12 protein-coding genes and 1 pseudogene are annotated in these 10,803 nt (G+C 60.6%); 5 read left to right on the forward strand and 8 right to left on the reverse strand.

Annotation, left to right across the window (positions count from 1 at the left end; genetic code table 11):
* Positions 1 to 112: 112 nt before the first annotated feature.
* The 4 genes and pseudogenes from ACWKXN_RS12175 to ACWKXN_RS12190 form a co-directional block, all read right to left on the reverse strand.
* The gene (locus ACWKXN_RS12175) at positions 113 to 808 is read right to left on the reverse strand and encodes an ArsR/SmtB family transcription factor (RefSeq protein WP_214580034.1); all 696 of its coding nucleotides are present in this window, start codon (positions 806 to 808) and stop codon (positions 113 to 115) included.
* Positions 783 to 872, reverse strand: a pseudogene (locus tag ACWKXN_RS12180) (amino acid-binding protein); the annotation flags it as partial. The pseudogene ACWKXN_RS12180 and the gene ACWKXN_RS12175, both read right to left, overlap by 26 nt.
* A 4-nt stretch (positions 873 to 876) precedes the next feature.
* Positions 877 to 1,200 (reverse strand): antibiotic biosynthesis monooxygenase family protein, encoded by a 324-nt coding sequence (locus ACWKXN_RS12185; protein WP_454543836.1) that lies wholly within the window; start codon positions 1,198 to 1,200, stop codon positions 877 to 879.
* Between the two features lie 152 nt (positions 1,201 to 1,352).
* Positions 1,353 to 2,768 carry an aldehyde dehydrogenase family protein gene (locus tag ACWKXN_RS12190; RefSeq protein WP_454543837.1) on the reverse strand — a complete coding sequence of 472 codons (1,416 nt, stop codon included), beginning with the start codon at positions 2,766 to 2,768 and terminating at the stop codon, positions 1,353 to 1,355.
* A 100-nt stretch (positions 2,769 to 2,868) separates the two neighbouring features.
* On the opposite strand from ACWKXN_RS12190, the gene ACWKXN_RS12195 reads away from it, so the two are divergent.
* Positions 2,869 to 3,771, forward strand: coding sequence for a LysR family transcriptional regulator (locus ACWKXN_RS12195; protein WP_033144541.1), 903 nt, complete (start codon positions 2,869 to 2,871; stop codon positions 3,769 to 3,771).
* On the opposite strand, the gene ACWKXN_RS12200 is transcribed toward ACWKXN_RS12195, so the two are convergent.
* Positions 3,758 to 4,237: a carboxymuconolactone decarboxylase family protein gene (locus tag ACWKXN_RS12200; RefSeq protein ID WP_014882392.1), complete on the reverse strand. Its 480-nt coding sequence runs from the start codon at positions 4,235 to 4,237 to the stop codon at positions 3,758 to 3,760. The genes ACWKXN_RS12195 and ACWKXN_RS12200 overlap by 14 nt on opposite strands.
* Positions 4,238 to 4,339: 102 nt before the next feature.
* Here ACWKXN_RS12200 and pdxR point away from each other — a divergent pair, with 102 nt between their 5' ends.
* Positions 4,340 to 5,728, forward strand: a complete 1,389-nt coding sequence (gene pdxR / locus ACWKXN_RS12205; protein ID WP_454543838.1) for a MocR-like pyridoxine biosynthesis transcription factor PdxR — start codon at positions 4,340 to 4,342, stop codon at positions 5,726 to 5,728.
* Positions 5,729 to 5,812: 84 nt separating this feature from the next.
* Here the strand turns inward: pdxR and ACWKXN_RS12210 are convergent, their stop codons facing one another.
* Positions 5,813 to 5,974 (reverse strand): DUF1127 domain-containing protein, encoded by a 162-nt coding sequence (locus ACWKXN_RS12210; RefSeq protein WP_023334364.1) that lies wholly within the window; start codon positions 5,972 to 5,974, stop codon positions 5,813 to 5,815.
* 176 nt (positions 5,975 to 6,150) lie between these two features.
* Between ACWKXN_RS12210 and ACWKXN_RS12215 the strand changes: the two genes are divergently transcribed.
* Positions 6,151 to 7,566, forward strand: coding sequence for an aminotransferase-like domain-containing protein (locus tag ACWKXN_RS12215; protein WP_033144539.1), 1,416 nt, complete (start codon positions 6,151 to 6,153; stop codon positions 7,564 to 7,566).
* A gap of 99 nt (positions 7,567 to 7,665) precedes the next feature.
* Here ACWKXN_RS12215 and ACWKXN_RS12220 read toward each other — a convergent pair whose 3' ends face one another.
* Together ACWKXN_RS12220 and ACWKXN_RS12225 are read right to left on the reverse strand one after the other, a co-directional pair.
* Positions 7,666 to 8,787 (reverse strand): ribosomal protein uL16 3-hydroxylase, encoded by a 1,122-nt coding sequence (locus ACWKXN_RS12220; RefSeq protein ID WP_454543839.1) that lies wholly within the window; start codon positions 8,785 to 8,787, stop codon positions 7,666 to 7,668.
* A 135-nt stretch (positions 8,788 to 8,922) separates the two neighbouring features.
* Entirely contained in the window at positions 8,923 to 9,525 is a 603-nt protein-coding gene (locus ACWKXN_RS12225; protein ID WP_023310243.1) for an ATP-dependent Clp protease proteolytic subunit, read from the reverse strand.
* An 88-nt stretch (positions 9,526 to 9,613) separates the two neighbouring features.
* Between ACWKXN_RS12225 and ACWKXN_RS12230 the strand changes: the two genes are divergently transcribed.
* Positions 9,614 to 10,000, forward strand: a complete 387-nt coding sequence (locus ACWKXN_RS12230; RefSeq protein WP_039260954.1) for a VOC family protein — start codon at positions 9,614 to 9,616, stop codon at positions 9,998 to 10,000.
* Positions 10,001 to 10,185: 185 nt separating this feature from the next.
* Positions 10,186 to 10,803, forward strand: coding sequence for a response regulator transcription factor (locus tag ACWKXN_RS12235; protein WP_048980636.1), 618 nt, complete (start codon positions 10,186 to 10,188; stop codon positions 10,801 to 10,803).

Consider the following 10,803-nt stretch of genomic DNA (forward strand, 5'->3'; position numbering starts at 1 on the left):
TATCAGGGTAAGTATCAAGAAACGAGAGGTAAAAGAGCAGGAATTGCGAAACGATTTTCTCCCTCTCCCCATGGGAGAGGGTCGGGGTGGGGGCACCAGCCCGCAGCAGAGTTTAGCGGCTAAAAAGTCTCTGAACGGCACTTTTCCCCGAAGCCGTCACCACCACCTCCCTGTACCCAGCCACCCGCTGGATCCACCCTTTGCTTTCCAGATGAATGAGCAGCGCCGCGCCCGCCTCACCGCCCAGATGAAACCGCCGCTCGCTCCAGTCCAGACAGGCGCAGCAGGCTTTGCGACGTGTATTGGGATTTAACGGAATACCAAGCTTCAGAAACTGCTCGCGGCCATACGGCGTGAGCGCTGAACCGTCTGCCTCCAGCCAGCCTTCCGCCTGCATAAAATCGTAGATTTGCACCGCAACCCTTCCGGCAAGATGGTCGTAGCAGGTTCGGGCCTCGCGCATGGCTTTCGGCGCGGTTGTTTCCGGCGGGGTGATGCGGCTCCAGGAGAGCCCCATCATATGCTCGACCAGCGCCGCCACGTCGTGCCCCGCCAGACGATAATAGCGGTGCCGCCCCTGCGACAGGCAGGTAACCAATTGCCCTTCCACCAGCCGGGCGAGATGGCCGCTGGCGGTCGACGGCGCAACGTCTGCCGCCGCGCTCAGCTCGGTAGCGGTCCACGCCCGCCCGTCCATCAGCGCGCACAGCATCTTTACACGCGACGGATCGGCCATTGCGGCAGCCACCGCGGCAATGGCCTGTTCCAGCGCCGCGCCGTTATCAGGAGGTAGGCTCGTTTTTAACATGTGTCGCCCAGGGTTCGGTGATCTCTGCGGCCAGCTTATCATCATCCGTCAGCAGAATAAGGTGAACGTCATACATCCGCGTGCCCTCCGGTTTCGGAACTGTACTCCCGCACCAGCTGCGCCACCCGGATACGGTAGTACGCGAAAATCGACTCCCGCCCTTCGGCTTGCGCCGCCTGATGGAAGACGTTCTGCTTCCAGCGGCGGACGGCCTCTTCGTCGCGCCACCAGGAAAGCGACAGGATTTTGCCGTCGGTCGTCAGGCTCTGAAAACGTTCGATATCAATGAAGCCGTCGATGTCCGCCAGCAGAGGTTTGAGTTCGGCAGCGAGCTGTAGGTAGCGCGTCTGATGGGCGGGCGCGGCTTTGGCTTCGAAAATGACTGCAATCATGATGGTCTCTCCGTTGTGATGTCGGGGAGAGGATGCAGGGTAGAGAGGAATGATGCTTCGGCAAAGAGCGAAATGTTGTGCCGGATGGCGCTGCGCTTATCCGGCCTGTGGGCTCCTGTAGGCCCGGTAAGCGCAGCGCCACCGGGCAGGTTTTAGCTCAGAATCGACCTGGGCTCCATAAACGCCCGAATCCCCCACTCGCCCATCTCGCGCCCCACGCCGGAGTGCTTAAACCCGCCAAACGGCGCCTTCGGCTCATGGGAAAGGGTATTCACCAGCACGCGACCGGAAACAATCTGCTGCGCCACGCGTCGCGCGCGGTCCGCATCGCCACCCAGCACCATCGCGCTCAGGCCGTAGTCGGTGTCGTTGGCAATGGCGACAGCCTCCGCCTCGTCACGATAAGGGATCGCGCACAGCACCGGGCCGAAAATCTCATCACGGGCGACCGTCATCTGGTTGTTCACGTCGGCAAACAGCGTAGGGCGCACAAACCAGCCGTCTCGCGTGCCGTCTGGTCTCCCTTCACCACCCGCCAGCAGGCGCGCTCCCTCTTCGATTCCTTTACGGATATAGCCCTGTACCCGCTGCCACTGCTTTCCGCTGACCATCGGGCCGACGTCCGTCGCGCTATCGCGCGGATCGCCCGATTTCACCGCCGCCACGGCCTGCGCCAATGCGGCTTCGATCTCCGCCTTGCGCGCCTGCGGCACCAGAATGCGCGTTCCGGCCACGCACGCCTGCCCGCTGTTCATAAATCCGGCCTGAATCACCAGCGGGATCGCCTGCGCCAGATCCACATCATCCAGCAGGATCGTCGGCGATTTACCGCCTAACTCCAGGGTAACGCGCTTAAAGCTCTCCGCCGCGTTGCGCAGGATCGCCTTGCCGGTATTCGTCGAGCCGGTAAACGAGATTTTTGCCACGTCGGGATGACGGCTGATGGTTTCACCGACGGTTTCGCCGCGTCCGGTGACGATGTTAAACACGCCCGGCGGCAGCGCGGCATCGCGCAGCGCTTCGGTGACAATCCGGGTTTGCAGGGCGCTCATTTCGCTCGGCTTGATGACGGCCGTACAGCCCGCAGCCAGCGCGGCCGCCAGCTTGCCGCAGATAAACCCCGCGTCGCTGTTCCACGGCGTGATGAGCCCGGCCACGCCAAGCGGCGTCATCTGCACCGTCGCTGCGCCTGCGGGGGTGATAAATTCAAACGCCTCCAGCGCCTCAATGGCCTGAGCAATCACCTCCGCCGGATAGCTGGCCATCCATGCAGAGCGCGAGGCGGGCGCGCCGTACTCTTCAATGACCGCTTCCAGCAGATCGTCGTGACGGGCGGCCACGGCGGCGTGCATACGTTTTAGCGCCGCGAGGCGTTCCTGTTTAGTGGTCTGCGACCACGCCGGGAACGCCGCTTTCGCCGCCGCAACGGCACGCTCCGCGTCAATCTCATCCGCCAGACGAACCTGGCCGATGACCTGCGCCGTAGCCGGGTTGTACAAATCAAACCACTCGTTGCCGTGCGGGGTAACAAATTCGCCGTTAATAAAGATCTGTTCGATGGTGTGCATATAAACCTCCTCAGGCTGTGTGAGCACAGTCTGTCACGGCTTCTCTGTTGCGATAATCCACGCTATGCTGCAAGGGTTGTTTCGATTTTCAGGATAATCTATGCATCGTTCAGGTCTGACAGAGCTGGAAGTGGTGATGGCGGTCGTGCGACGCGGCAGCTTTCGCGCCGCCGCGCAGGAGCTGGGCATGTCAGCCACGGCGGTAAGCAACGCCATCGCCGGGCTGGAGAGCCGCCTTGATACCCGCCTCTTTAACCGCACCACCCGCAGCGTGGCGCTCACCGACGCCGGACAGCGCTACGTGGCGCGTATCGGCCCGGCCCTGCAGGAGATCCGTCTCGCCAGCGAGGAGATCCACAGCGACACCGGGGAGCCCGCCGGCACGCTGCGTCTGAACGTGCCGAACCATATCGGCACCCTGTTTCTGGACCAGCTGCTGATCGACTTTATGATCCGCTATCCTAAGATGCGCGTAGAGACCGTCAGCGAAGCGCGAATGATCGACATCGTCGCGGAAGGCTATGACGCGGGGATCCGCCTTGAAGAGTCCGTGCCGCAGGACATGATCGCCGTGCCGCTGACCGGGGAGATCCGCCAGCTGGTTACCGCCACGCCGGACTATTTTGCCCGTCACGGCATTCCACAGACGCCGGACGATCTGCTTTCGCATCAGGGGATCGGCATGCGTATGGCCCACGGCGGGATCTACCGCTGGGAGCTGGCGCGTCGGGGGGAAACGTACGCCCTTGCCGTGCCGCCGCGCTTTGCGACGTCCGATCTTTTTGCCTCGATCCGGGCAGTAAAAGCGGGATTAGGGGTGGGATTTTTGCCGGAACTGTATATCCGGGAAGAGCTGGAGCGTGGAGAACTGGTGAGCGTCTTAAACGACTGGGCGCAGCCCTTTGCCGGACTGCGCCTGTACTACCCCGGCCATCGCCACGTTCCGCCAGGCCTGCGGGCGCTGGTGGCAACGATCCGCGAGCGCGGGATTATTCCAGGTTAGCCTTGTTCAGCCCGTAAGCCGCGTCCAGCGAGCCCGGCGCCATGCGGGAGGTGATCCCCAGACGGTTCCAGGCGTTGATCGCCACGATGGCGAAGTTCAACTCTGAAATCTCCACGTCCGAGAAGTGCTCCGCCACGCTGCGGTACAGCGCGTCGCTCACGCCGTGAACACCAATCTGGGTCAGCGCTTCGGTGAAGGCCAGCGCGGCTTTCTCGCGGGCGCTGAACAGCGGGGACTCGCGCCAGGCCGCCAGATGGTACAGGCGCAGCTCGCGCTCGCCGGCGATTTTGGCCTCTTTCGAGTGCATATCCAGGCAGAAGGTGCAGCCGTTCAGCTGCGACACGCGAATGTCGATCAGGTGCTTCAGCGCCGGGTCGATGGAGGTTTTTGCCACCTCCATGCTCAGGGCAGACAGCGCGTTGGCGAGGGCGGGTGTAACTTTGTGGTGGTTAACGCGAGTGCTCATTGTCTTTCCTCTTTTTTGTGCGGCATATGTCATGCGATGCGGCAAATCTACGCCGTTCATGACATAGTAAAAAGATACAAAAAGCGTGAAACGAGGTAGGACATGAAGCCGGGCTATCACGAGATTTATTCCCGCTATCGCGACAACATCACGCGCGGCGTGCTGAAGCCGGGCGATAAGGTGCCTGCCATCCGCGTGCTGGCGGAAGAGCTGAAGGTGGCGCGTAAAACCGTCGAAACGGCGTATGCCATTCTGACGGGGGAAGGGTATCTGGTGAGCCAGGGGGCGCGCGGCACGCGGGTCAACCCGGATCTGCTGTTGCCGGATAAGAGTGCCCCTGCGGAACAGCCCACCGGCGCGCTTCCGGCATCGCTCATCAGCCAGCGCGAGCGGGCCGGGTTTCTGCGCCCCGGCATCCCGGCCCTTGACAGCTTTCCGTATAAAAAATGGCTGCTGCTGGCGGGACAGGCGACGCGCGCCATGCGTCAGGAGGAGATGCTCAATCCGCCCGTTCTGGGCTGGTATCCGCTGCGCCAGGCCATCGCCAGCTATCTTAATATTTCACGCGGGCTGTCCTGCAGCGCCGAACAGGTGCTGATCACCAGCGGCTACAGCGGCAGCCTGCGGCTGATCCTCGACACCCTCGCCAGCCGCAGCGACAAGGTGGTGTTTGAGGATCCGGGCTACTTTATGGGCCAGCAGCTGCTCAAGCGGATCGTGCCGCGCCTGCACACGGTGCCGGTCGACCGTTCAGGTATCGACACGGACTACCTGCTCCGTCACCATCGCGATGCCCGTTTTGCCATCGTCACCCCGTCGCACCAGAGCCCGCTGGCGGTCACGCTATCGCTGCCGCGCAAGCAGCAGCTGCTCGACTGGGCCAGCCAGAACGAGGCGTGGATCATCGAAGACGATTACGACGGGGAGTTTCACTACACCCGCAAGGTGCTGCCGTCGCTGAAAAGCCTCGATCGGCACGACCGGGTGATTTTCATGGGCACTTTCAGTAAAACCATCATGCCGTCGCTGCGCATGGGCTACGTGGTGATGCCTGCCAGCACCGTCGGGGCCTTTACCGACTGCGCGGACATTACCACCAGCGGCCAGCCGGTGCTGACGCAAAAGATCCTCACCGCGTTTCTCAACGAAGGGCATTTTTTCCGTCACCTGAAAAAGATGCGCGCGCTGTATCAGACCCGCCGCGACTGGATGATTGCGGCTCTCCGCGAGGTGTATGGCGATCTGTTTTTCACCGAGCAAAACGACGGCGGGATGCATATTGTGGCGTTCCTGACCAGAGGCAGCGGTGACCGGGAAGTGGCGCGCTGCTGGCAGGAACAGCAGCTGCAGGTGAATGCGCTTTCGGAGTGGTATCGCGGCTCGGGCAAACGCTACGGGCTGGTGATGGGCTATAACAACGTGCGGTCGTATGAAGAGGCGCTGGCGTTGCTGGAGAGGCCGAAGCGGCAGACGCTTGCGCTGTTGAGCTGAAATCGCCGGGTGGCGGCTACGCCTTACCCAGCCTACTCGATCCCGTAGGCCCGGTAAGCGTAGCGCCACCGGGCAATCCTTTGCTCACACATCATACCGCGACAACCCAACGTCCTTGAGCTGCTCGTCGCTCATCTGGCTCAGGATGCGCCGGGTGCGGTTGATACGATACCAGTTGCAGATCGTTTTACCGATCCAGACAAACACGACGAACGGACGTTTTGAACGATTCTCATAGAATTCCATGATGCTCTCCTCACTGTACCAGTGGGGTTATCATCCTGGAAATCGGCCTGTGCAATACAGACTCAAAAACACCTTTTGTTTAACATACAGATCCGCTAAAACAGTATCTGCATGCCAATTTTTACGGCAATCTGTACTGGTTTTGTAATCTGTATGGTGAAAACAAAGGATACAGCATGACGCGCTATCAACATCTGGCCAACCTTCTGGCAGAACGTATTGAACAAGGGCTGTATCGCAGCGGCGAACGTCTGCCGTCGGTGCGCACGCTGAGCCAGGAGCACGGCGTGAGCATCAGCACCATACAGCAGGCCTATCAGATCCTCGAAAATCTCCAGCTGATCACCCCTCAGCCGCGCTCCGGCTATTTTGTCTCGCAGCGCAAGGCCCAGCCGCCGGTTCCGGCCATGACGCGCCCGGTGCAGCGCCCCGTGGACGTCACCCAGTGGGATGAGGTGATGATGCTGCTGGACGCCCGCGCCGACAAAGAGATGATCTCCTTCGGCGGCGGCTCGCCGGATATTAACCAGCCGAGCCTGAAGCCCCTGTGGCGCGAGATGAGCCGCATCGCGCAGCATAATCCTGCCGAGATGCTGAGCTATGACGTGCTCGACGGCCGCCTGGAGCTGCGCGAGCAGATCGCCCGCCTGATGCTGGACGGCGGCTCCACCGTAGCGGCGAACGAGATTGTCATCACCAACGGCTGCCACGGCGCGCTGTCGATTGCCCTGCTCTCGGTGTGCAAGCCGGGGGATATCGTGGCGGTGGAGTCGCCGTCGTTTCACGGCACCATGCAGATGCTGCGCGGGTTTGACATCAAGGCGATTGAAATTCCTACCGATCCCGAGACCGGGATCAGCATCGAGGCGTTAGAGCTGGCGCTGGAGCAGTGGCCGATCAAGGCCGTGATTCTGGTGCCCAACTGCAATAACCCGCTCGGGTTTATCATGCCGGAAGCGCGGAAAAAGCAGGTCTTAGCCCTGGCCCAGCGGCACGATATCGTGATTGTCGAGGACGATATTTACGGCGAGCTGGCGGCAGAGTACCCGCGCCCGCGCACCATTCATTCGATGGATATCGACGGCCGCGTGATCCTCTGCAGCTCGTTTACCAAAACCGTGGCGCCGGGCCTGCGCGTCGGCTGGATTGTGCCGGGGCGCTATTACGACCGGGTAATGCACATGAAATACGCCGCGGGCGGGTTTAACGTGCCGGGCACGCAGATGGCGGTGGCGGCGTTTATTCGCGACGGCCATTACCATCGCCACGTGCGCCGTATGCGTCAGATTTATCAGCAGAATATGGAAACCTACACCTGCTGGGTGCGGCAGTATTTTCCGGCGGAGATTTGCGTCACGCGCCCGCAGGGCAGCTTCCTGCTGTGGATTGAGCTGCCGGAAAAGGTCGACATGGTGTGCGTCAGCAAGCAGCTGTGTCGGCTGAAGATCCAGGCCGCGGCCGGATCGCTGTTTTCCGCCTCCGGGAAGTACCGCAACTGTCTGCGGATCAACGTGGCGCTGCCGCCGACGGAGAAGAATCGCGAGGCGCTGAAGAAGATGGGTGAAGCGATTGTGATTGCAATGGAGGAGTAGTGCGGCCTGATGCCCTCACCCCGACCCTCTCCCACAGGGAGAGGGAGAAAACCGATCCTGTAGGCCCGGTAAGCGCAGCGCCACCGGGCAACAGGCAGGTTACTCGTCGAAGTACCAGTATCCCTGGTTAATCAGCCCGGTGAGCTCTTCAACAAACGCCGGGTTTTTCAGCGCATCGCCCAGCTCGGCCTGGCCGAGTTCGGTGTAGCGGCACAGCGCATCCGCCGCCTTCGCGTCTACCGTCTCCAGCTGTTCGCTGTTGATAAAGAAGCTGCCGTTGATGTTCAGCACGCGCAGGCCGCTCAGGCGGGACAGCGTTTCGCCGCCCTGCAGCGCGTCCAGCACCTCTTCCGGCGCGTACGGCGGCTCGGCGGCGGCGATATCCAGCTCGTGGCGCGGCGTCGAGACAAAGCTGCCGAACCATTTTGTGAAATCATCCGGCTTGCTAATCATGTCGAACATCATCTGACGAATGCGATCGAGCTCGTACTGCTCCACGCGGCCCGGGTGTTCGCGACAGCTCAGATCCGGATCGCTGTAGTGCTCGCCGCCCAGATCGTTTTCCAGCGCGTAATCGGCGAAGCTGCTGATCAGATCGCGACCGTTCGGCCCGCGGAAGCCGACGGAGTAGTTGAGCGCCGTCTCATGGGTAAAGCCGTCGTGCGGGAATCCAGGCGGGATGTAGAGGATATCGCCCGGGGCCAGATCTTCGTCGATGATCGGCTCGAACGGATCGACATGCAGCAGCGCAGGATGCGGGCAGAACTGACGCATCGGCAGCTTGTCGCCCACGCGCCAGCGGCGGCTGCCCATCCCCTGAATGATGAACACGTCGTACTGATCGATATGCGGACCCACGCCGCCGCCCGGCACGGAGAAGGAGATCATCAGGTCGTCCAGACGCCAGTCCGGCAGGACGCGGAACGGACGCACCAGCTCCGCGGCGGGCATATGCCAGTGGTTCACCGCCTGCGCCAGCAGCGACCAGCCGGTTTCACCCAGATCGTCAAAGTGCTCAAACGGACCATTGCTGGCCTGCCATTTGCCGTTGAAATGGCTCACCAGACGGCTATCGACTTCCGGCTCCATCGCCAGCCCTGCCAGCTCGTCCGGGGTGATCGGGTCGACAAAATTCGGGAAGGCATTTTTCAGCACTACGGGTTGTTTTTGCCAGTATTTCTCAAGAAATTCCGGCCAGTTCAGGTTCAGTTGATACGCCATGGGTAGCACCAGTGAGAGGGGAAACAGGCGCGATTATAGGCAAGAAGGCAGAGGGGGAACTTGTCATGGGTCAAACGAGGGCGTGTAGGTCGGGTAAGGCGAAGCCGCCACCCGACTCAAACACGCCGCGAAAACTTAATCGAGCTTCAGCTCGTCATAATGGGTAATCAGTTTACCCACAATGCCGTAGTCCAGCGCTTCTGCCGGAGACATCCAGAAGTTGCGATCGGTGTCTTTTTTCACTTTTTCCAGCGGCTGGCCGGTGGCGTCAGCGATCAGCTTGTTCACGCGATCCAGCATGCGGATGATCTCGCGCGCTTCGATCTCAATATCCGTTGCCTGACCGCGCACGCCGCCCAGCGGCTGGTGGATCATAAAGCGGGTATTCGGCAGCGAGTAGCGGTGTTCTTTTTTCGCCGCCAGGAAGATGGTGATCCCGGCGCTCGCCACCCAGCCGGTGCCGATGACGTGCACTTCCGGGCGGATGAACTTGATGAAGTCGTGGATGGTATCGCCCGCTTCCACGTGGCCGCCCTGGCTGTTGATGTACAGCTTGATCGGATCGTTGCTGACGCTTTGCAGCAGGATCATCTGGGTGATGACCTTCTGCGCCAGCTCCTGGTTGATCTCACCGGAGATCACAATCGAACGAGACTCCAGCAGTTTTTGCTGCAGAGCGCCCGCGCCGTTTGACCCTTCCGCTTTTTCCTTGTCGCTATCTTTCAGTGTGTAGTGCATTGTTATTTCCTCAGCTTGTCGCGCTCAAAACCAGAGTGTAGCCTGTTTTACCGGTGAAAGTCCTCACAGACAAATAACGAGGGATCTTATGAATATTGCCCATGTCGCACTTTGGACCCGTAGCCTGAACGCGCAGGTTCAGTTCTGGGAAACGGTGTTTGGTGGCCGCAGTAACGAACGCTACGTCAGTAAAAATCGCCCCGGTTTCGAATCACACTTTATTACGCTGGATGACGGGCCGACCATCGAGCTGATGACGCTGCCGGATCTGCCCGACGCCCCTGCGCACCCGGAGTTTATCGGCTGGGCGCATATCGCCATCAACGTCGGCAGCAAAGCGCAGGTCGACAGCATGGCGGAGCGGGCACAGGCCAACGGCACGCTGCTCAGCGCCCCTCGCATGACCGGGGACGGCTTCTATGAAGCGGTAATTGCGGATCCGGACGGCAACCGCATTGAGCTTGTGGGTGCATAAAATCAGCGTTTCGTTCCTCAACCGCTCCGGTCAGGGATCGCTATACTTCATCTTCATACGGTTATCATATTGTTAAATGATAATGACAGTTAATGTGTTAAGATGAAAGTCAGCATAAACAGTCCCTTACGTAACCGGCGGGATTGTTTGCATCCTCGACATGTAAATCAGCACCGGGGCGGTGAATGGAACACATTGTGTATGTGGTTGATGACGATGACGCGGTCAGGCAGTCCGTGATCGGGCTGCTGGATTCGGCGGACCTGAACGCCGTCGGCTTTTCATCGGCAGAAGCGTTTCTTCAACACCGCTTTGAAGAGCTCCCGTCGTGCGTGGTCCTCGATATGCAAATGCCCGTCATCTCTGGCTTTGAGGTGGCTGACGCCCTTAAGGACAGCGGGCGCGAAATCCCGATTATTTTTCTCACCGGCCACGGCACTATCCCGATGTCGGTGCGCGCCATTAAAGGCGGCGCGTACGAATTTCTCACCAAGCCCGTCGAATCCACCGCGCTTATCGACGCCATTGAGTCCGCGCTTCAGCTGGCGGAACACAACGCCGTGCGCAATAAAGAGCACTACGCCCTGAAGCAGCGCCACATGTCCCTCACCCCGCGCGAGCACGAGGTGCTGACGCTGGCGATAAGCGGCATGCTGAACAAGCAGATTGCCGCCGAGCTGGGCGTCAGCGAGATCACGGTGAAGGTGCACCGCCGCCGCGTGATGGAGAAAATGCAGGTGCGCTCCGTCGCGGAGCTGGTCAGGGCCGTTGAGCGCCTGACCAATAGCCAGCCTGCGGAATAA

The organism is Enterobacter sp. UPMP2060, assembly GCF_053709655.1.

Coding starts and splice junctions, on each gene's coding strand:
- ACWKXN_RS12175 (WP_214580034.1), bottom strand. CDS start 808: ATGTTAAAAACGAGCCTACCTCCTGATAACGGCGCGGCGCTGGAACAG.
- ACWKXN_RS12185 (WP_454543836.1), bottom strand. CDS start 1,200: ATGATTGCAGTCATTTTCGAAGCCAAAGCCGCGCCCGCCCATCAGACG.
- ACWKXN_RS12215 (WP_033144539.1), top strand. CDS start 6,151: ATGACGCGCTATCAACATCTGGCCAACCTTCTGGCAGAACGTATTGAA.
- ACWKXN_RS12225 (WP_023310243.1), bottom strand. CDS start 9,525: ATGCACTACACACTGAAAGATAGCGACAAGGAAAAAGCGGAAGGGTCA.
- ACWKXN_RS12190 (WP_454543837.1), bottom strand. CDS start 2,768: ATGCACACCATCGAACAGATCTTTATTAACGGCGAATTTGTTACCCCG.
- ACWKXN_RS12210 (WP_023334364.1), bottom strand. CDS start 5,974: ATGGAATTCTATGAGAATCGTTCAAAACGTCCGTTCGTCGTGTTTGTC.
- ACWKXN_RS12220 (WP_454543839.1), bottom strand. CDS start 8,787: ATGGCGTATCAACTGAACCTGAACTGGCCGGAATTTCTTGAGAAATAC.
- ACWKXN_RS12195 (WP_033144541.1), top strand. CDS start 2,869: ATGCATCGTTCAGGTCTGACAGAGCTGGAAGTGGTGATGGCGGTCGTG.
- ACWKXN_RS12230 (WP_039260954.1), top strand. CDS start 9,614: ATGAATATTGCCCATGTCGCACTTTGGACCCGTAGCCTGAACGCGCAG.
- ACWKXN_RS12200 (WP_014882392.1), bottom strand. CDS start 4,237: ATGAGCACTCGCGTTAACCACCACAAAGTTACACCCGCCCTCGCCAAC.
- ACWKXN_RS12235 (WP_048980636.1), top strand. CDS start 10,186: ATGGAACACATTGTGTATGTGGTTGATGACGATGACGCGGTCAGGCAG.
- pdxR (WP_454543838.1), top strand. CDS start 4,340: ATGAAGCCGGGCTATCACGAGATTTATTCCCGCTATCGCGACAACATC.